At 65.7% G+C, this 20,779-nt stretch carries 16 protein-coding genes; 8 read left to right on the forward strand and 8 right to left on the reverse strand.

Features of this window, described 5'->3' with window-relative positions:
* Window positions 1-303: 303 nt before the first annotated feature.
* Entirely contained in the window at window positions 304-1,782 is a 1,479-nt protein-coding gene (gene glpK / locus VMI09_04380) for a glycerol kinase GlpK (GenBank protein ID HTQ23908.1), read from the reverse strand.
* A gap of 178 nt (window positions 1,783-1,960) precedes the next feature.
* Between glpK and VMI09_04385 the strand changes: the two genes are divergently transcribed.
* The 5 genes from VMI09_04385 (at window position 1,961) to VMI09_04405 (ending at window position 7,548) form a co-directional block, all read left to right on the forward strand.
* Window positions 1,961-3,331: a glutamate--cysteine ligase gene (locus tag VMI09_04385; GenBank protein ID HTQ23909.1), complete on the forward strand. Its 1,371-nt coding sequence runs from the start codon at window positions 1,961-1,963 to the stop codon at window positions 3,329-3,331.
* A gap of 3 nt (window positions 3,332-3,334) precedes the next feature.
* On the forward strand, window positions 3,335-4,231 hold the full coding sequence (gene gspC, locus VMI09_04390; GenBank protein HTQ23910.1) for a type II secretion system protein GspC: 897 nt from the start codon (window positions 3,335-3,337) through the stop codon (window positions 4,229-4,231).
* Between the two features lie 2 nt (window positions 4,232-4,233).
* Complete coding sequence (locus tag VMI09_04395) at window positions 4,234-5,277, forward strand: GNAT family N-acetyltransferase (GenBank protein ID HTQ23911.1); 1,044 nt, start codon at window positions 4,234-4,236, stop codon at window positions 5,275-5,277.
* Between the two features lie 70 nt (window positions 5,278-5,347).
* Window positions 5,348-6,595 (forward strand): D-alanyl-D-alanine carboxypeptidase family protein, encoded by a 1,248-nt coding sequence (locus VMI09_04400; protein HTQ23912.1) that lies wholly within the window; start codon window positions 5,348-5,350, stop codon window positions 6,593-6,595.
* 38 nt (window positions 6,596-6,633) lie between these two features.
* A complete protein-coding gene (locus tag VMI09_04405; GenBank protein HTQ23913.1) occupies window positions 6,634-7,548 on the forward strand; it encodes a DUF2333 family protein in 915 nt (304 codons plus the stop codon).
* Window positions 7,549-7,579: 31 nt separating this feature from the next.
* Here VMI09_04405 and VMI09_04410 read toward each other — a convergent pair whose 3' ends face one another.
* The 4 genes from VMI09_04410 to VMI09_04425 all read right to left on the reverse strand — a co-directional run bounded on the left by VMI09_04410 (window position 7,580) and on the right by VMI09_04425 (window position 11,432).
* Window positions 7,580-8,650 carry an LLM class flavin-dependent oxidoreductase gene (locus VMI09_04410; GenBank protein HTQ23914.1) on the reverse strand — a complete coding sequence of 357 codons (1,071 nt, stop codon included), beginning with the start codon at window positions 8,648-8,650 and terminating at the stop codon, window positions 7,580-7,582.
* Between the two features lie 31 nt (window positions 8,651-8,681).
* Window positions 8,682-10,160: a 4-hydroxyphenylacetate 3-hydroxylase N-terminal domain-containing protein gene (locus tag VMI09_04415; GenBank protein ID HTQ23915.1), complete on the reverse strand. Its 1,479-nt coding sequence runs from the start codon at window positions 10,158-10,160 to the stop codon at window positions 8,682-8,684.
* 74 nt (window positions 10,161-10,234) lie between these two features.
* On the reverse strand, window positions 10,235-11,062 hold the full coding sequence (locus VMI09_04420; protein ID HTQ23916.1) for a hypothetical protein: 828 nt from the start codon (window positions 11,060-11,062) through the stop codon (window positions 10,235-10,237).
* A gap of 13 nt (window positions 11,063-11,075) precedes the next feature.
* Entirely contained in the window at window positions 11,076-11,432 is a 357-nt protein-coding gene (locus VMI09_04425) for a hypothetical protein (GenBank protein ID HTQ23917.1), read from the reverse strand.
* Window positions 11,433-11,606: 174 nt separating this feature from the next.
* Between VMI09_04425 and VMI09_04430 the strand changes: the two genes are divergently transcribed.
* Entirely contained in the window at window positions 11,607-12,656 is a 1,050-nt protein-coding gene (locus VMI09_04430; protein ID HTQ23918.1) for a tRNA-dihydrouridine synthase, read from the forward strand.
* Between the two features lie 142 nt (window positions 12,657-12,798).
* Here the strand turns inward: VMI09_04430 and sppA are convergent, their stop codons facing one another.
* Window positions 12,799-14,601, reverse strand: coding sequence for a signal peptide peptidase SppA (sppA, locus tag VMI09_04435; GenBank protein HTQ23919.1), 1,803 nt, complete (start codon window positions 14,599-14,601; stop codon window positions 12,799-12,801).
* Between the two features lie 57 nt (window positions 14,602-14,658).
* On the opposite strand from sppA, the gene VMI09_04440 reads away from it, so the two are divergent.
* On the forward strand, window positions 14,659-16,014 hold the full coding sequence (locus VMI09_04440) for a hypothetical protein (protein HTQ23920.1): 1,356 nt from the start codon (window positions 14,659-14,661) through the stop codon (window positions 16,012-16,014).
* 7 nt (window positions 16,015-16,021) lie between these two features.
* Here the strand turns inward: VMI09_04440 and VMI09_04445 are convergent, their stop codons facing one another.
* Window positions 16,022-18,202 (reverse strand): acetate--CoA ligase family protein, encoded by a 2,181-nt coding sequence (locus VMI09_04445; GenBank protein HTQ23921.1) that lies wholly within the window; start codon window positions 18,200-18,202, stop codon window positions 16,022-16,024.
* A gap of 146 nt (window positions 18,203-18,348) precedes the next feature.
* Between VMI09_04445 and VMI09_04450 the strand changes: the two genes are divergently transcribed.
* Complete coding sequence (locus tag VMI09_04450) at window positions 18,349-19,401, forward strand: D-glycerate dehydrogenase (GenBank protein ID HTQ23922.1); 1,053 nt, start codon at window positions 18,349-18,351, stop codon at window positions 19,399-19,401.
* 48 nt (window positions 19,402-19,449) lie between these two features.
* Here VMI09_04450 and VMI09_04455 read toward each other — a convergent pair whose 3' ends face one another.
* Complete coding sequence (locus VMI09_04455; protein HTQ23923.1) at window positions 19,450-20,448, reverse strand: TadG family pilus assembly protein; 999 nt, start codon at window positions 20,446-20,448, stop codon at window positions 19,450-19,452.
* Between the last annotated feature and the right edge of the window lie 331 nt (window positions 20,449-20,779).

Here is a 20,779-nt window from a genome sequence, read left to right on the forward strand (position 1 = left end):
CGGAGAGCCTCCGCGCTCGACCCGCGAATATCAGAGTGATCAACCGTCGCCCAACGCCGTCCGCTGCCCCCTCTCGCGCCAAGAAAATCGCGGAGATACCATTTGACACGGTCGTTCCATATCAGTGTCATGTCCCGCAAATAACTCACCTATCCGGAAAAGCGTCAAGGTGTCATTCCGAGGGAGTCAGCGACCGAGGAATCCCTGATCTTCATTCGCTTTTCGTGGAAGCCGGGATTCCTCGCTGCGCTCGGAATGACAGCCTTCAGATCTTGGGATGAAAGCTATTTCCAGGACATCCCTCTAGATGCGCACGCGCGCCACTGCCGCGTGCCATCCGCGGATGAGCCGCTCCCGCTCGCCCGTACGCATGGACGGACGGAACAGCCTCCCGCCCCCGCCCAACCTCACGAGTTCCGCGGGCGATCGCCACAGGCCCGATGCGAGCCCCGCGAGCATCGCCGCTCCAAGCGTCGTGGTCTCGGCCATTTTTGGCCGTCGCACCGGCCGCCCGAGCACGTCGGCCTGAAATTGCATCAGGTAGCCGTTCGCAGTGGCGCCACCGTCGACGCGAAGTTCCGGTATGCGGTGTCCGCTGTCCTTCTCCATCGCCGCCAGAGCGTCGCGCACCTGGTACGCGATCGAGTCGAGCGCCGCGCGCACGACATCGGCGCGATTGGTGCCGCGCGTGATGCCAACGAGCGCGCCGCGTGCGCCGGCGTCCCAGTAAGGCGCGCCGAGGCCGACGAAGGCCGGCACCAGGTAGGGCTGCGAGCGATCGCGGCTTGACCGCGCGAGCTTTTCGCTCTCGGGCGCCGTGGCGATCAGGCGCATCTCGTCGCGCAGCCATTGGATCGCCGCGCCCGCGATGAAGACCGAGCCTTCCAGCGCGTAGGCAGGCTCGCCCGCCGGCCCCAGCGCCGCCGTCGTCAGCAGCCGGTTGCGCGAGGTGACCGCGCGCTCGCCCGTATGCATCAGCAGGAATGCGCCGGTGCCGTAGGTCGCCTTGGCCGCGCCGGGGCTGACCGCGCGCTGCCCGTAGAGCGCGGATTGCTGGTCGCCGATAACCGCGCCGATCGGAATCGCGCGCGGCCCGAACGTCCCGGCCTCCGCCTCGGCCAGCGGCCCGCGCGAACCAACCGGTTCGGGCAGCATCGCGGCTGGCACTCCAAGCATCCGCAGCATCGCGGCGTCCCATCTCCGCTCCTTCAGATTGAGCATCATCGTGCGCGACGCGTTGGTGAAATCGGTAACGAACGCGGCGCCGCGCGAGAGCCGGTATATCAGCCAGGAATCGATCGTGCCGAAGCACAGCTCCCCGCGCGCGGCACGCCGGCGCAGCCTGCTGTCGCTATCGAGCAGCCACTTGAGCTTGGTGCCGGAGAAGTAAGGATCGATCAGCAGCCCGGTGCGCCGGCGCACTTCGGCCTCGCGCCGGGCAAGTGCCGCGCAGATCGCCGCGCTCCGCCGGCACTGCCATACGATCGCGCGATGCACGGGGCGGCCGCTTCGCCGTTCCCAAACCACGAAGGTCTCGCGCTGATTGGTGATTCCGACTGCGCCGAGCCCGGCGGGTCTCAGGCGCGAAGCCGCGATCGCCTGGCGGCCCAGGCTGACGACCGACCGATAAATCTGCTCCGGATCGTGCTCGACCCACCCCGGTCGCGGGTAGAACTGGCGTATCTCGGCGTAGGCGCGGCCCAGAATACGGCCGCGCCCGTCGAGCACCATCGCCGTGGTCCCCGTCGTTCCCTGGTCGATCGCGAGCACCGCCTCAGCCATAGGTCGCACACTTTCCCGCACGGAGCTCCCGCCGTAATCAACAGGCCGCCCAATCGCGCCTTAAGTTAGGCAAGCGCAGCGCCCGCCGACAAGGGCCATCGCCCGCTTGCGTCCGATTTTCACCGAAGCCATGATAGGCTCGCTGTTAAAAGCGCCGCTCAAAGTGGGAGCCATCCGTATGTCAACGAGCGCTGATCTCATTGAAAGCCGCGAGCAACTGATCCGCTACTTCGAGAGCGGCGCAAAGCCTCGCGAACAATGGCGCGTCGGTACCGAATACGAGAAGGTCACAGTCTCAGCGCACGACGGGCATGCGCTCCCCTACTCCGGCCCCCGCGGCGTGGAACAGTTGCTGCGCCGGATGGCCGAACGCTATGGCTACGAACCGGAGGAGGAAGACGGACGCATAATCGGTCTTAATGGCGAGCGAGCCGCGATCACGATCGAGCCGGGCAGCCAGATCGAACTCTCGGGCGAGCAATGCGAGACGATTCATTGCGCCTATGCCGAGTTCAGCCGCCATATCGAACAGCTCATCGAGGTCGGCCACGAGCTGGGCGCGACGGTGCTGGGCCTCGGGATGCAGCCAATTAGCCGGATTGACGAGATCGAGCTCATTCCCAAAAGGCGCTACCGGATCATGTATCCCTACATGGCGCGCAAAGGGCGGCTCGGCCAGCGGATGATGAAGCAGACCGCCGGCGTGCAGGCTAATCTCGACTACGGCGACGAGGCTGATGCGATGCGCAAACTGCGGCTCTGTATGGGAATGGTGCCGCTGGTATACGCAATGTTCGCCAACTCTCCGCTCAGCGACGGACGTCTCAACGGCTATCAGAGCTACCGCGGCCATATCTGGAACGACACCGACCCCGATCGCTGCGGAATTCTGAAGTTCGTCTTCCGCGATGACGCTGGCTTCGAGGACTACGTCGACTACGCGCTCGACGTCCCGATGTATTTCACCTATCGCCATCACGCGCCGCACGACCTGACCAAACCTCCGGGCCTCACTTTTCGCCAGTTCATGGAACGCGGATGGAACGGCGAGCACGCGACTATCGACGACTGGGCGACACACCTCACCACCATCTTCACCGAGGTGCGGCTCAAAAAGTACGTCGAGGTGCGCACCGCGGACAGTCAGCCGCCGGCGCTGATGCTTGCGCTGCCCGCGCTGTTCAAGGGGCTGCTTTACGATTCCGATTGCCTGACGGGCGCGTGGGACCTGGTCAAGCGCTGGAGTTTCGAGGAGCGGCTCCAGCTTGCGGACGCGGCGCAAAAGTTCGGCCTCGAGGCCCGCATCGGGCGGATCGCGATGCGCGAGCTCGCCCTTGAAGCGCTGATGATCGCGACCGTCGGACTCGAGCGCCAGCGCGCGCTCAACCACCACGGTGACAACGAGAGCATATATTTACTGCGCCTGCTCGACCAGGTGCGCAACGGATGGACCCAGGCGAGCCTCACGATCGAACGCTGGAAGGGACGATGGAATTACGACGTGCAGCGACTGGTCGAGGGCACCGCGTATGAGGCCGAGGGGGCTTAGCCGATGACGCTGCGCTTTTCCGAGCGCTACGTGATGGCGCTCAACCTGGCGCTGATCGCGATCCTGGCTTATTTTCTGGCGCTTTCGGTCAACGACATCATCCTCGGCCGCGTGGCCGGCACTTCCCCCGCGCATCTGCCGTCGCTGCTTGGCGCGGAGCCTTCGGCTCCTGCGATTCGCCCACGCGGCCTTTACGAGGCGATCGCCCGGCGCGACATCTTCAACCTCGAGCCGGTGACCGAAGCTCCAGCCGAAGTCGCAACCAATCTGCACATAAGGCTGCTTGGAACCTCGACGCTCACGCTTTCGCAACCGTTCATCATCGTCGAGGATGACAACACGCATGAGCAATCGCTCTACCGGATGGGCGACGAGATTCCCGATGCGGGCAAGCTGCTCGGCGTTTACAAGGACCACGCGATCATCCTCCACCAGGGCCGGCGCACCAGGATCGATATGCCGACCGACCAGAACGGCGCGCCTGTTGCGATGCCGGGGCCTTTCGGACTGCCGGGCCGGATCTTTCGCCGCAATCTCCGCGAGCGTTCCGGCCGCAACGGAGTGCGCCAAATCGATCCGAACCGTTACGTGCTCGACCGCTCTACGCTCGACAACAACCTGAACAACCTGCCCTCGCTGTTCACCCAGATGCGCGCGATCCCGAATCTTGGCCCCGACGGCCAATCCCACGGCTTCAAGCTCTCCGAGATCCAGCCCGACTCGATATTTCAGCAGATCGGGCTTCGCGACGGCGACATTCTGACCGGTGTCGGCGGACAAAGCGTGGGCGACCCCGCCAAGGCAATCCAACTCCTGAACAGCCTGCGCGGCCAGAATTCCATCAGCCTGACCGTGATGCGCGACGGGCAACCAATGCAGCTCCAGTACAACATCCACTGACCATGGAATTGCGGCCGGCGCGCGGCGGCGAGCGCGATGCGGTGCTTGACTTGCTGGCGCTGTGGTACGGCGACCGCGATTTCTTTGCCCGTTACAATCGCCACGATCCCGGCTTCCGCGACGAGCTCTGCCTGGTCGCAATCGATGCCGGCCGTATCGTCGCAACCGCGCAAATCTTTCAGCGTATCGTTAACCTGCGCGGCGCGCGGGTTCCGATGGGCGGTATCGGATCGGTCTTCACGCTCGAGGGCTATCGCAGCCGCGGGCTCGGTTCGGCGCTGATGCGCTTTGCGGTTACCACGATGGAGCGCGAGGGCTTCGAGGTTTCGCTGCTGTTCGCCGAGCGGCTGGATTTCTATGCGCGCTTCGGATGGCGCCCGGTGACGCGCCAGTTCAGCGCGCTCGCCGACACGCCGGCGATGCGCACGAGCGCGGAGTTTCGGCTCGCGCGTTTCGACGAGGCGCGCGACCAGCAGGAGGTCGCCGCGCTTCATCGCGCCTACAGCGGACGCTTCGACGCCTGCGCGCTTCGCGACGAGGCCGGATGGCGCGGCAATCTTCGTTACGCGGGAAATCCCGGCGAATATTTCCTCGTATGCCGCGAGTTGAACGGCGCACTCGCAGCCTATGGGCGCGCGATGATGTTTCACGGATTTCCAATGCTCATGGAATACGGTTACGCGCCCGAGGCTGCAGACGCGATGCTCGCGCTGGTGCGGCATATCGGCGAGGCGGCTTCCGGTGCGGAGCCTTCGCTGGCGCTCTCGGATGGCGACCCGGACACATCGCCGCTACGGAGTTCCGGGAACCCTCCCGCCCCCGCGCTGCTGTTGACGCACAGCGCTCATGACCCGGAGCTCGAGGAGCGGATGCGCGAGGCCGGCGTCTTTCTGATGCACCATCCGGACAACTTTTTCATGTGGCGCGTGGTCGCTCCGCGCAAGCTGGCGAAGCGCCTCGGCGTCGCCGTCGACGAGACCGAGGCGGCGCTGTTGGCAATGCTGCAGGCGCCAAGCGCGCTATATTGGACCGCCGATCGTTTTTAATCTGACGCGTGCATCGCACTGCAAAACGATGAGCGGACGCCTTGCGCGCCGCTCCTGAAAGGTTCGAGTCATGCAACTCTCGCCCGATTCACGAATCGCTTCGCCCCGCGCGGCCGACAGCCGCCGTTCTACGCCCGTCTCCCTCGTGACCGCCGCGATGCTGACGATGTTCACGATGATGGCGCCGTGCCCCGCGCTCGCCCGCCAGCATCGAGCGCGCTCCGCTGTGCCAGCGGGCAAAGCGACCGAGCCGAACAAGCTTGCGGAACCTTACGCGGCGGCGCTCCTGATGGAGCCAGAGAGTGGGACCGTGATGTTCGAAAACAACCCCCATCGGCCGTGGCCGACGGCGTCCCTGGCCAAGATGATGATCGCGATGATCGTCGCCGAAAAGCTCGCCGACGGAAGCCTCAAGTTGAGCGACCAGGTCGCGACCTCGCGCAAGGCGGCCGAAATGGGCGGCTCGCAGGTGTATCTCAAGGAGGGCGAAACTTTTTCGCTCGACGACATGATGAAGGCGATTATGGTGCATTCGGCCAACGACGCCTCCGTCGCCGTGGCCGAGTATGTCGGCGGCTCGACCGAGGCATTCGTGGCGATGATGAATCGCGAGGCCACGCGCCTCGGCATGAAGGATACGCACTACTACTCGGTGCACGGACTGCCTCCCGCGGCCGGCGAGCAGCCCGACAGGTCGAGCGCATGGGACCAGGCCGTTCTCGCGCGCGCGCTCATCAAGTACCCGCAGGTCGTACAGTGGGCATCGATCGACACTGCGCCATTTCGCGGCGGCGCCTTCACGCTGCGCAACACCAACCACCTGGTTCGCACCTTCCCCGGATGCGATGGTCTCAAGACCGGCTTCTACTACGAAGCCGGCTTCAACGTGGTGGCGAGCGCGCGGCGCGGCGACATGCGGCTCATCGCCGTGGTGCTCGGCTCGCCGCGCAAGGGCGGGAACTTCGATTCGGCCGCCGGGCTTCTGGCCCAGGGCTTCGCGAACTATGAGATGCGCGTGCTCGGAAAACGCGGCGCGCCGATAGCGCAGACGGTCGCCGTCAGCGGCGGTTCGAGCGCAGACTTCAAGCCCGTATGGGGCGACAGCCTGAGCGTCCTGCAGAAGCGCGGCGACGATTCATCGCTCAAGGTTGATTTTCAGCTCCCGGCGTCGGTAGCCGCCCCGATTCGCGCGGGACAGCAGGTCGGCGTCGGTCAGGCGAGCGTGGGCGGCAAGTTGGTTGCGAGTGCTCCACTGGTCGCGCCGGCGTCGATCGGCCCCAAGCCGTCGTTGTTGCAACGCCTGCGCAGCGCGCTTTGAGCTTGGCGAGCGGCGCCTGTTAACGGACAATCCGTAGAATGTCGCTAAAGAAACTGGCGGTCGCAGGCGGAATCGCTATCGCCGCGTTCGTGCTTATAAATCTCGGCCTTCACTTCGGCCAGATACGTCACGATCGGCTGGACTACTCGATAAACCAGACCTTTCCGCCCGACAAGCCTTTCGTCCCGGGCGAGATCTACGCCACCACGCTCGCAGCAATCATGGAAAACGAGCTGAACGGGTTTTTCGGCTGGCGTCCCAACGATTTCTTTCTCTGGGGCATGCACGTGATGGCGGACAACAACGCCAATCGCCAGCTCGGCATTATCACGGCGGTGCGCGAGACGATGCGCGTCTTCAAGGACCATCTCACCAAGATTTCGTCCAACCAATACGATCCGAACCTGTTGATCGCCGATACCGACTTCCGCAACGACGCGCAGAAGTGGATACTGCCGTCGGCGGAATCCAAGTATCGCGACGGCGTGCGCCACCTGCATCTCTACGTCGCCGGCCTGCACGCCACGCCCCAGACCTCGCGCGAACTCAACCAGCGCAACGTCGAGTTGATCCGTCTGATCCAGTCCTGGGGCGACATGCTCGGCGACGCGCACGCCAATCTCTATCGCACGCACAAGGACGACGGCAGCCCGGTCCGCGAGTGGGACGCCGACGACTATTTTTACCAAGCACAAGGCTACGCATACGTGATGTACTACATGATGCAGGCGCTCAGGCGCGAATATCATCAGTCGCTCGCCATCAAGCCGTCGCTGCCGCAGCTGTTCGACGATGCAATCGATCCGCTGGGCAAGGCAGCGACGATGAAGCCGCTGATCGTGATGGATGGCTCGCCTGACGGGATTTTCGCCAACCATCGCCGCAACCTCGACGCATATATCTCCGAGGCGCGCCAGAAGATGTACTCGATCCGCGAGGAACTCGAGCGCTAGCGCGCCGCGATGGGTCGCGCGTCAAGACCGGCTAAAAGTTCGCGATAATCTTTTCGCCGAATTCACGCGCGAAGCGCTCCAGGCTCGAGGGCGCAGGGATGAACGCCACCTGGCGCACGCCCTCGGCTTCTAGGGCCCGCAGGCGCACAAGCAGGTCCGGTGGCGTCGCGGTCATAGTGGCGTGGCGAATCAGCTCCGGCGTCACGAAGCGCTCCTCCTCGGGCTGCATGTAAATCCCGTGGCCGTCATGCAGGTCCATGTAATAGGCCGGATTGTTCGCGAGGCGGCGGTCGGCGTATTCCTTGTAAGCCGCGAAGACCGCGCGAATCGGCGCCGGCGCCTCATTGGCGCTTTTGACGCTCTCGTAAAGCGCGTGCAGCGCGACCATCGCCCACGGCCCCGCCTCGGCCCGCACCCGCGGGGAGTCGTAGCCCTCGCCTGCCTCCAGCAGGCACGCCGCCGTAAGCAGCATCGTGTAGATCTCGCGCGGATTGCGCCCCGCCCGCTCTGCGCTCGCGAGCGCCCGCGCCCACGTGTCGCGCCATCCCTCGACCGTGTTGGTCCGCGACGTGATGAAGCCGTCGCCCACTTGGCCCGCCAGCTCGATGGCCCTGGGTGCGTTGCCCGCGACGTAAATCGGGATCCGGTCGCGCGTGTTCACGAGCTGAAGCTGCCGATGGAAAAGGCGGATAGCACGCCTCGTCTCGCCCTCGCGGTAATCCACCTTGCCGCCGCCGAGCAGCCCTCGCACCACGCGCACATGCTCGCGCAACTGGCTTACCCGATAGGGCGGCATCCCCATCGCGCGCCGCGCGCTGTTGCCCGTTCCCAATCCAAGCACGACGCGCCCGGGCGCGAGCGCGCCGACCGAGGCGATCGCACATGCGGTCACCGGCGCGATTCGGGTTCCGGCGATAGCGACGCCTGTGCCAAGCACGATGCGCCTGGTTGCGAGCGCCGCCGCCGCCAGCGCCACGTAAGGGTCGGCCGCCATCAGTTCCGAATCGGCGACCCAGTAGTGGCTGAAGCCGTGTTCCTCGGCCAAGCGCGCCTGCCCGGCCGCGGCCGCCGCATCGGGCATCATCAGGAGGCCAAAATCCATCGCCGATTCTCCTGCGCAGGATGCGCGCCTGTCAGGTCTCGCGCGCCTTTATCGAGGAAGCTTTGCCCGCGCGTGCGATGAAGTCCCAAACGCGCTGCTTGAGCGAGTCTTTCAGCGGATAACCCTGGTAGCGCGCGATCGCAAGCCGCCACGGATCGCCAGAGAAGAAGCGCTCGTAGAGCGTCTGGCGCCCGGCGAACGACGAGCACGACACGTCCCACGCGAGGCGGAAGAGCCGCACCCGCTGCTCGGCCGATATGCCGACGCCCTGGCAATAAAGCGCGACGTCGTCGGCGCGATCGCCGCCGAACTCCGCCAACGAAGGCATCATCACGAGGTTGCTCGACCCGAGCATCTGCACGATTTCGACCAAACGCGGGTAGAGCTGCGGAAACAGGAGCCGCACGGTCCAGAGCGGCTGTCCGGCGGGCAGGACGGTACCGCCCGGTCCGGGAACATGGTCGGCCTCGGCAGCCCGGATCGCGGCGCGCAAAAGCTCGACCGTGTTGATCATTTCGGCGAGCAGGTTCTGCACGTTCTCGGCGCGCGAGTTCACCGCGTCGCACATGTTGAGCGCCACGCCCAGCAGGAATTCCGCCTTGGCCAGGTTCTTGATCGCGAACTGATGCATGATCTGATTCATGCATCCGGTCCCGACGAACAGTCCGTTGACCAGTGCTATGTCGCGCGCGACGAACATCCGCTCCCACGGCACCAGCACGTGGTCGAAAATCGCGACACAGTCCATCTCATCCATCCGCGACGAAAACGGATGGTCGCCGGGCGGGCCTGCAGTCTCGGCCAGCGAGGGCCGGCAGATGAAGCGCAGGCCAGCCGTCGCGACCGGGATGCAGAACGCGAACGCGTAGGGCCGCGCCTCTTCCGAATTCTGCAAATACGTCGACGGAAAGACCGCGATCTCGTTGGCGAACGGCGCGAGCGTCGCGACCGAACGCGCGCCGTTGACTATCACCCCCGCGTCGGTCTCCTTCACGATCATCGCGGCCACGCCGGACGGCTGGCTCTGCAGCGGCTTCGATTTATCGACCGTGGGACTGAGCAGCGTGTGCGTGAGGCAGAGATCCTCCTCGCGCAGGAACTCGTAGTACGCGCGGATGTTGCGCCCGAATTGCGCGCCGCCGCGCGCAAAGTATTCGTGCGCCGAGCCGAAGCCGGTGATATGGATGTTCATGAAGTCCGGCGTCCGCCCCATCATGCCGCCGCACCAGTCCATCCACGTCTTCACCGCGACGCGCCGACGCACAAGGTCGCTCTCCGAGGCGGGTTCGACAAAAGTCAGGCCGATGCGATCGCCGGTCGCCGGCGAGCGGAAGGTAAGCTGCTCGCTTAGCTCCGCGCGGTGCTGCAGGTCGTAAAGTTCGGCGAGCGTATGCGCCGCTGGGCCGAGACGCGGATGCGATACCACGTCGCGGACCCGCTCGCCTTCGAGCCAGATTTGCCGATCGTCGCCGAGCGATTCCAGAAACTGCCGTCCGGTCCTTATCCCCATCGCACGCCCCCGGTTAGACTGCTGGGCCGCGAAACGGCCCGTATCGCTCAACGCTCGCGGCGTGCGCCCGGTACCTACGCCGCAAGGAAGCAGGCGACCGCGTAACCCATCAGGCCATAGGGATAGTAGTAGCTTAATTCCATCCGGCTCGATTCGGGCAGCGCCGCGCGCATCGCGAGCCATTGCACGACTTCGGTCGAATGGTCGCCGCCCAGGCGCGCAAAATCAGCCATCGTGTAGCGTGCGAGGCTATTGGGTTTGCGCTCCAGCAGCGTGAGGAACTCGCGGTCCCACTCCGGGAATACTTTGCCGAAGTCGGGGCCAGTCAACTGATGCGAGAGGCCGCCGGTTCCGATCACGGCTACGCGCAGATCCTCCGGATAGCTCCTGATCGCGGCTCCCAGAGCGGCGCCCAGTCCCCAGCATCGCGCCGGCGTTGGCAATGGATCGAACACCACGTTGATCGTTATCGGCACCACGGGTACGCGCCATCCTTCGTTGACGAGCGGCATCGGCGAAAGAAACCCGTGATCGAGTTCCATCCGATGCGCGGTCATCAGGTCGAAGCCGCGCCCGAGCAGTTGCGCCGCGAGGTGGCGAGCGAGCATGCCATGGCCGGGCACGGGCGCGAACCGCCGCGGACCGTATCCTTCGTCCGCAATCTCGTATTGGTCGGAGAGGCCGATTGCGAAGGTCGGCCAGGCGTCGAGGGAAAAATTATCGACATGGTCGTTGTAGATCACGACCAGCGCGTCCGGACGGCGTTCCGCAAGCCAGGCTGCGGCGCGCGCAAAAGCGTCGAACACCGGCTGCATCCCGGCGTCGCGCGCGTCACCGCGGTCGTAGGCATGCGCGATCGACGGCGCATGCGAACATCCCAGTCCTGCAACGATCGTCGCCATCGCGCCGCGCTGCCTACGCCTTCTCCGGATGCGCCTCGTTCGGCAAGAGGGCCATCGACCGATTGCGCTGGTTCTGCTTCTCGATAAAGAGCTGAAACTCCTTGCTGCTCATCGAGCGCATGGCCGCGCCCATTTCGAGCAGCGTCACGCCCAGCGCCGCGCCGAGTTTCGTAAGCAGGTAGACCGTGACGCCGATATCGACCAGGCCCTGCCAGTCGCGGTCCATCAACAGCCGCGTCCCGCGCTCGCCGATCGCGTAGCGGCGATAATAAGCCTCGGCGTCGGCGCGAAGCGCTTCGCGGTTCGCTGGGTTACGCAGGTCGAAGAGCAGCCGGCTGATTTCGTAGAGGTTGGCGTCGGGTACGCTCATTTGTAGGCGCGTCCGTGATTCGCCATTTACGACCGCCGGGCGCGCGCTGTCAAGGCTCGGCCACCGCAGCTGATAGCGCCGATTAGACGCACCCACAGTTTGACTGCCCATACGCGCGCGGCGCATCGTTTGATGCAACGCGCCGGGCCGCGCCGGCCGCGCAAAGAGGAGCCCATGACTGAGCTTGGCGCCGATCTCGGCCGTATCCGGCTCAAAAATCCGATAGTCTGCGCGTCCTCGGAATTTACGATGACTCTTGAGGGGATCCGCGCCGCACTCGACGCCGGCGCCGGCGCCGTGGTCGCCAAGTCGGTCAACGAAGCCCCAGGGGCGGCGCGCCAACTCGACATAGCGGACTACGTGATGCTGGACGCAAGCTGGACCGTCACACCGTGGGAGCAGGCGGGGCTCGACGCTTCGTTGTTCTGCCGCTCGGGGCTCGCGCAGACGCCGCTGGATGAATGGCTCGCGATGCTGGTGCGCGCGGACGCCGAGGCCCGCGCGCGCGACGCATACGTAGCCGGCAGTATCACGGTTGCCGAAGCCGAGCCGGCGGCGCGCTTCGCGGCTGCGATGGAGGCTGCGGGTCTTCGATGGATCGAGCTCAACCTGAGCACTCCGCATGGTCGCGAGGCGGCAGGCGGCGCGGTGCGACAGCTTAGCGACGCCGAAGCGGTCCACACTTACGTCAGCGCGGTGCGCGCCGCCACGACCCTCCCGCTAACGGTCAAGCTCACCGCTCAGACCGGCGATCCGATTGCGCTCGCCGAGCGTGCGCTCGCGGCCGGCGCCGACATGCTGGTCCTTACGGGCCGTCTTCAGGGCTTCATGCCGGATATAGAGACGATGCGGCCGATCCTGGGATCGGCTGGCGCCATCGGTGGGCGATGGGCGCTGCCGCTGACGCTCTATTGGATAAGCAAATGTTTCAGAACGCTGCCGCCGGGTACTCCGCTGCTTGCGACCAACGGCGTGCGTCTTGGCGACGACGTCGTGCGGGCGCTGCTGAGCGGAGCGCGCGGCGTCGAGGTCGCAAGTGCCGTGCTGACGCGCGGCGCGGGAGCTATTGCAGAGATGCTGGCCGGGCTTGAGGCATACTGCTCACGCAAGGGGATCTCGCGGTTGGACGAAATCGTCGGCCGCGCCGCCGGGACGGCGCTCGGTTACGGCGCGGTTCCGCTCAAGAAACGCGCGAGCTATCCCTGGGATAGCCTCATTGGCTAGCCGGACGAGTAAGCGCCGAAAAGAAACCCATCATCCGGCGGTTCCTCGCTCTACGCATGCCAATCCTCCCCTCAGACTGAGGAGCGAGGAGTCAAACGACCAGCGCTTCGGGAAGGAGACCCGGCTGCGCCGTTGAAGCGCGTCAGAAGAACGGGCAGAGCAGCAGCGCGCCACCTCTTATCAGCAATCCCAGCATCGCCGGCGCCCAGCGCCGCGGCAACCCCAAAGACTCTGCCACAAGCCCGACGCCCAACGGCACGTGCGCCGATCGGGTCATCGTGCGAAACCCCGCGAGGAGTCCCCTTGCCGGATAGAGGACGATCTCGTGGCGCTCGCCGTCCTTGAGACCCGCGCGGATGCGCGCGATTTCGATCGCCTTGTCTAATCCGCCGAGTTCGTCGATCAGTCCGCCGCGTTGGGCTGCGACGCCGCTCCATACCCGCCCGCGCGCCATCGCTTCGGCCTCGGCCGGTGCAAGCCCGCGCCCCTCGGCAACCTTGGCCGTGAAGTTGGAGTAGAGCTCGCCGATCGCTTCGTTGAGTTGGCCTAGTTCGGCCGGGCTGAGCGCTCGCGCTATCGAGAGTCCGTCGCTCATCTCGTCGCTCTTGACGTACTCGACCGTCACGCCCATCGCGGCGAGCGCCTTGCCCGCATTGAACCGCGCATAGACCACCCCGATCGAGCCGGTGATCGTGGCCGGCCCCGCGACGATCCGGTCCGCACCCATGGCGACGTAGTAGCCGCCCGACCCCGCCACGTCGCCCATCGAGACCACCACCGGCTTGCCGCGCTGGCGCGCGTCGTTAAGCGCACGCCATACGAGATCGGAGCCGAGCGCCGATCCGCCGGGCGAATTGACGCGGAAGACGATCGCACGCACGCTCTTGTCGGCGGCGGCGCGATCAAACTGGGCGGCGACCGCTTCGCCGCTCAGAAAATCGCCTGCCGCGGGCGGTTCGCCGGCGACCACCGGACCGACGCCATGAATCAGCGCGAGCCGCGGGTCGCGGCCCGCCTGGCGCGCATAGGCGAGGCGGCGCAGGTAGCGCGAGAATCCGACGAAGACGCGCTCCTTGCGCTCGGGGTCGAACTCGGCGCGCAGGTCCTCGAAATAGCCGGCGCGGTCGATGAGGCGGGCGTCGATCGCCGCACGCACGCTCAGAAAGCCGCTGCCCGCGAGCTCGGCGGCGCGCCCCGCGCCGAGCCCGCGCGCCGCGGCGATGCGCTCGGCCAGCACCTCTTTGCAGTCGGCGACGATCGCTTCGAGGCTCTCGCGCAGCTGCGGCGACATCCGATCGCGCGTCAGCGTCTCGGCCGCGCCCTTGTACTCCTTCCATTGCAGCGTCTGCGCTTCGAGCTTCAGCCGATCGAGGGCGCCGCGCAGAAAGACCCCGCCCGCCGCCACGCCGAGCATCGTCAGGAGCGTGTTGGGATTGGCGACAATTTCGTCGGCGCCGCAGGCGATGAGGTACTCGCGCACGCCCGCGCTGTCGCCCTCGAGCAGCGCGATCGTGCGCTTGCCCGCGCGGCCAGCCGCGCGCAGCAGCGCGTGGAGCTCGTCGGCCGTGGCGACTCCCGTCTCCAGTCCCGCGATCCGGACGATAACGGCCTTTAACCGAGGGTCGCGCGCGGCGCCCTCCAGCGCTTGACGCAGATCGAAAAGCGCGGGGCCGCCGCGCCCGCGCAACTGGTCGAGCGGCGAGCGCGGCGCGACCTCGCGCATCGCACCCGCGAGCTTGACGACCAGGACGGCGTCGCGCGGGATCCGCGAAGGGCGCACCGCCAGGAAATAGAATGCGCCGGTGATAGCAGCGGCCGTGATGCATAACCAGATTCCGATATCGCGCCCGCCAAGATGAAGAGCGAGCGCACCGGCACCCAGCAGCAGCGCCACCAGGATCGCGAGCCTGACCTCGCGCCGCAATGAACCAATCGCTATTCTCATTTCAACCCAAACTCCTCCAGGCTTGGCCCGGGAACACTTCTAAACTAGCCTTTTTCCATGCATCGATCTTATCCGCACCTGCTCGCGTTGGCCGCGCTTTTATCCCTGGGCGTTGCCGCGTGCTCAATCTTCAGCCACAAGGAACCGCCTCCGCCGCCGGTAATACGCCATACGGCCACGATGGACCTGACGCCGGGAATCGACGTTAGCCTGGTTCAGACGCCGCCCGGCTTTACGCCGATCGCGGGCCAACCCCCGCTCTGGCTGCAGAGCGGAAAGGAGCTCGCGCTGGCGGGGACGATACAAGGACGCACGGAGGTCCTCGGCTTCAGCGGCGGCGCCTATAGAAATATGCGCCTCGTCGCGGCCGACGGGGGGCCCGGCGCACCACACGGAAAAATTGTCGCCCTCGCCGCCAACCCCGGAGGCCTGACGCTGGCGGTAGCCGAGGCCACTCCTGGACGGATCGAGGTAGTGCTGCGTTATGTCATCAGCAACGCCGGAGAGAACTCCGTCGCAACCTTCGACGGCAACTTCCATGCAGTAAGCCTGACCTGGGTCGCGCAAGACACGATCGCGGTGGGCCTCGCTGGCGAGCCCGGCCCTTCTACGGCAGATGCGAGCGGCCTTTACCTTGTTCACGTGCTGGGCGCGGTCTCGGTCGAACAGGTCAAGTTTGCGTGCCCGCCTTCGACGCTTTCTTTCAGTCCCGATATGCGCTTTGCGGTCGGCGAGGGCGACGAGCGTACCCCCGTGTCGCTCTTCGACAGCCGCGCCGCGCGGTGCCGCAAGGTCCTCCCCGCCGGGCCGGTTCGGGTGCTGGGATGGGCGCCGGGTAACAACGCCTTCCTGTACTCGACCCCCGGCGTAAACGGACGCGGCGCGGGCGTTTTTCGCTATACCGTCGGCAGCGGAACGACCGATCTTATCGCCGTTTCCTCCAGCGCCGCCGCGTACACTGGCTCGGGAATCATCATGGCTCTGGGCGCTCGGGAGATCGACCTTCGGACCGCGGCGGCAGAGCCCAACAAGCGGGTGACCGCGCGGATAGCGAGTTTGCTGCCCTCGCACCTGCAGCCTTCGGCCGAGACGACCGGAGCTACGATTGCACCGAGCGAGACGCTGATCGATGATCTCGGAATTCCGACTACGCCGGCGATGCTGCTTGCGAGCACGATGACCTATTCGCACGGTTACGCTGAGCTGGCGATGCAAATGTACGCTGACGAACCGGGCGGACCGACGCGCAAAATCGTCACCTTTTCGATCGTCGACCGCAAGGCGTTCGTGCTGGCGAGCGGCGCCGCGCGCGGGGTGGCGGTGATCGGATGGGCGCCCAACGCCAACCGCCTCATCGTCTTCGACGGCGACGGCGCCACCGGCGCGCTCGCCGTGATCACGCCCCGGCGATAGTCTTGCCTTACGAAGCGGCCCTGCCCTGCCAGTATTCGGCGGCGGCCGCGAAGGCGGCAGCCGCGCGCTCGAAGCTCTCGAACACCACCAGGCCGCGGCCGCGCGCAAGCTCTCTTGCGCGAGCGACGATCGTCTCGACGTGCGCGGGGTGCAGGATAACGGCAAACGCCTTGCGCGAGCGACGGTTGAATTCGGCGAGTTTGTCCAAAAGGCCGGTCAGCTCGTCCTCGTGGTCGGCCCAGCGCGCGGCGCGCAACCCGGTGCCGATCTCGAGGACGATCGCATCGATCGCCGAGTCGCGCTCGAGGATGTCCAGGATGCGATCGAGATTTCCCTGGTCATGGCCCATCCCGATCGTGCCGCCGGCGTCGAGCGGATTGCGATAGCTGCCGCCGATAATGTTGAAAAAACCCTTGAGCTCGGCGTACGAGGCCCCGGAAAGCGCCGGAACCTCGAGCCCCGCCGACGCGAAAGTGTCTGTTATCACCACCGACTGACCGCCGGTCATCGCGATCAGGCCCATTGCGCGCCCGCCCACGCGCCGCCCGCGCGCGAGCAGTTCCATCGCGTCGAGCATCGCGTCGAGGCTCGCGACCGATACCGCACCGCTGTGCGCCATCACCGCACGCCACACTGCACCGCCGGTCGCGAGCGAGCCGGTGTGCGAGAAAGTCGCGCGTCCGCCCGCGTCGGTCGTTCCGCCCTTCCATACGACCACCGGATGACGCGCCGCGGCGCGCTTGAGGCTTGAAAGGAAGCGGCGGCCGTCGCGCACGCCCTCGAGATACATGCCGATCGCACGCGTCGCCGGGTCCTCCGCCATCACGTCCAGGTAATCGGCCGCTTCGAGCATCAGCACGTTGCCGATCGACGCGGCCTTATTGATGCGCAACCCCCGAATCGGCGCCTGCATGCAGAAATTGATGCTGTGCGTGCCACTTTGCGAGATGAAGCAAACATCACCGCCCGCTCCGACTGCGAGATCGGGAAAATTGCAGAGACCGATCGACGGATTGTACAGACCCATGCAGTTGGGACCGACCAGCGCGATGTCCGACTCGGCCGCGGTTGTGCGCAGCTCGCGCTCGAGCCGTACGCCCGCCTCCTCCCCGGTCTCGGAGAAGCCCGAGGTAAAGAAGCCGATGCCCTTGACACCGGCGGCGACGCAATCTTTCAGGATGCGCGGCGCAACCTGGCGCGGCACGGCGCTCACGGCGTAATCGATCGGCTCGGGCACCTCGGCCAGGGTCTTTACGTTGGCGATGCCCATCGCTTCGATCCCCGGAATTTCGTTGGGATCGATCTGAACCGAGTAGAGCTTGCGCGAAAACCGCGACATCGCGCGCAGCCACAGGTAACCGCCCGTCCGCTTGTCGCCGATTACCGCGACCGCTCGCGCGTCGAAGGCGCGGCGCAGGTTGTCGATTCGCCGCGGATGGCGCGGATCGGCGTTTGCCGCCGGTCGTGCGCCCGAAACGTCGAGCGGCCCGTGCCCGTCTAGCGGCCCGTGCTCGTCCAATAAGATGCGCGCGTCGAGCACGCGCACGCCGTCGGGGTACGCAGCGACGGGATTGAGGTCCATCTCGCGCACCTCGGGATGCTCCGCCGCGAAAGTGGAGACCTGCGCGATGAGGCCGGCCAGGGCGTCGAGGTCAGGCGGCTTGCCGCCGCGGACGCCGCGCAGAATCGCCGCGCCGCGCAGCTCATCGAGCATCGCGCGCGCACCGGCGGCAGTGACGGGCGCGATGCGCAGCACCGTATCCTTGAGTATCTCGACCAGCATGCCGCCCAAGCCGACGATCACGAGGGCGCCGAAGCGATCGTCGCGAGCGACCCCGACGATCAGTTCGATCCCGGCCGGCGCCATCGCCTGCACCGCGACGCCTTCGAAGCGCGCATCGGGACGCCTCGCCGCAAGATTCTGACGGATGCGCTCGAATGCGGCCCTGACCTCAGCCGACGAGCCGAGGGCAAGCTCAACCCCGCGCACTTCGCTCTTGTGCGCCGCTTGCGGCGAAACCACCTTGAGAGCCGCCGGAAATCCTACGCGCGCGGCCAGGTCCTCGGCTTCATCCGCGTTTCGCGCGAGATGGGCAACCGCGACGGGGATTCCGAGCGCATCGAGAATCCGCTTGGATTCGATTTCCGAAAGTTCGCTGCGGCCGGCGCCGATAGCTTCGGCGAGCATCCGATTGACATCTCTATCAGCAGTGGCGTTCACAGACTGGCGTATAGCAAAGGCCCGAAGAGATTTGAAAGGTGAACGATCGGCCGGTTGTGTGCTTTATGATGGGTGAGCCTCGTACGGGGATGAAGAAGCAGGAGAGAAAGCGCGTGGCGCGCGTCAAGCGACGCGGCCTGCTGGAGCGCAGCGCCGATGCCGATTTGCGGGTTTTCGTCACCCGGCCGATCGCCGAGCCGCCGCTGCGCCGGCTGGCCGCGATAGCGCGGGTCGATCTCTGGGACGACGAAATGCCGCCCCCGCGTGCGGAGTTGCTTGCGCGCGCGCGGCCGGCGAACGGCGTGCTCAGCATGGTGACTGATCGGTTCGACGCCGCGGCGATCCGGGCGCTGCCGGGCCTGCGCGTTATCAGCAACCTCGCGGTAGGCGTCGATAACATCGACCTCGCGGCGGCAACTCGCGCCGGCGTCGCGGTCGGCCACACGCCCGGCATCCTGACCGAGACCACCGCCGACCTCGCCTTTGGGCTGCTGATGGCCGCAGCACGGCGAATCGCCGAGGGCGACCGTTACATTCGCGGCGGACGATGGCGCACGTGGGGCCCGAAGGTGATGCTCGGACGCGACGTCCACGGCACGACGCTCGGGATTATCGGATGGGGCGCGATCGGGCAGGCGATGGCACGGCGCGCGGTCGGGTTCGGGATGCGCGTGGTCTATTTTCCCGGGCGAAGCGCGACGCGCTCGCTTCGCGGCGCACGCGCCCGCGCGGCCGGCGCCGGTTCTTCAAAGGCGGAGCCGAGAAGCCTGCACCGCCTGCTCGCCGAGTCTGACTTCGTGTCGCTCCACGTGCCGCTCACGACCGCGACCTATCACATGATCGGCGCCGCCGAGCTTGCGGCGATGAAGCGCACCGCGATCCTGGTCAATACCGCGCGCGGCGCGATCGTCGATTCGCAGGCGCTCGCGGTGGCGCTCCGCGCGGGACGGCTGGCCGGAGCCGGACTCGACGTTACCGATCCCGAGCCGATCGGCACGGATGACCCTTTGCTCGAACTACCCAACGTCGTGATCACGCCGCACATCGGCAGCGCCAGCCACGCGACGCGGCTCAGGATGGCCGAACTCGCGGTGGACAACCTGATCGACGTCTTCGAGGGCCGGCGGCCGCGGCATTGCGCCAACCCGGCGGTGCGGATGCGTTGACGCATTGCCGGGTTGGCGCTTCGAGCGAACTATTCGAAGAATAGCCAGCTACTTGACCAGAACCGGTCTTCCGCGGGGACCGCGAAACGGCGCGTTCGGGTCGCCGGTGCTGTCAAAGGCTTCCTTGTCGATGAAATGGGCCTGAATCGTTCCGCCGCTGACCGAATCGATCCAGATAGCGGCGAAGCCCATAATCTCGACCTGGCTTCTGCCGTTGGGGCTGTTCCAGACTACCATCGGCAGGATCACAGCGCGCGGATCGGCAGGGTTGTACGACTGATAAGTGTCACTGGGAAATTCGCTTTGGCCCTGGGAGATGCGATCGGAAAAGCCCTGATCGACCGGTCCCTTCTTGAATCCAGGTTCAGTGTCAACCCACTGATTGATGGCGAGCGGGCCTTGGTAGCCGTCGGCGATGTTGGTGCGTTCGTTGGAACCGCCAGTGCCTCCCAACGCCAGCGATCCCCAGTTGCCGGGACCGACCTGGCCTTCGTTAAGCGAGGGCGTGCTCCAATCGAGACCGATAGGAAGCACGTCGCACTGGCCGACGCTGGAGCAAACATTTCCGGGAATGACCGTGGGCTGACTCCCGGGCGTGGCTACGGCGCTATTGCACTTAACGCATTGTGGAGCCTCGGGCATTTGCGCGGTCGCTGTCGCGGCCACCTTACCGGTCGAAAGCCCGATCAACTTCATAAATGCATAGGGTACCGTACGCTTGGCGCTAACGGTGATCGTGTTGTAGTTCGGGCCCGGAACGTAGGCATAATCACCGCTCCCGTCCTGGACCAACTCTGCGTCCTTGATGCCGTTCTTCTCGGCATACGCCTTGGCGATGCTGACTGCCTGGGACACGGACTGCGAATCGCTGCCGAGATAGCTCGCGCCGGCAAGCGCGGCGCCATCGACGCCCTTCTGCAGGATTACCCAGTTGAAGTACAGGACAGCCATGTCCGCGCCGAGTCCGATCGCGCCCAGGATAACGGTCATTACCAGGATCAGCGCTACGGAGATCTGTCCCCTTTTGCCGATGGTTCTTATCTTCAAGCTTACGTCTCCCTTGTAAGAGGGTCCCCAACGGGAAGAACCCGTCGGATGTAAAGCATCTCAAACGTGCCGCCCAAATTCCTAATAAATTCAGTAGAGATGCGTAGGCGTCATTCTGACGGGAGAGCAGGTTCGCATCGGGTCGTGGCGTGTCCGCAACGGGGGCTCGGGAAATCCGGACCAGGATTTGGAATCGGCATAGGGGGTAGCGCCGCAGCGCTACTCCCCTGCCACACCACCGGACATGCGGGTCCGCATCCGGCGGTTCGGAAGGTTGAGGTTACTGGGCAAGTCTGGGCACTCCGAGGCGGTCGTAGTAGCGAGTGGTGAG

This window comes from Candidatus Binataceae bacterium (assembly GCA_035500095.1).
In the GTDB taxonomy this organism is placed as follows: domain Bacteria; phylum Desulfobacterota; class Binatia; order Binatales; family Binataceae; genus JAKAVN01.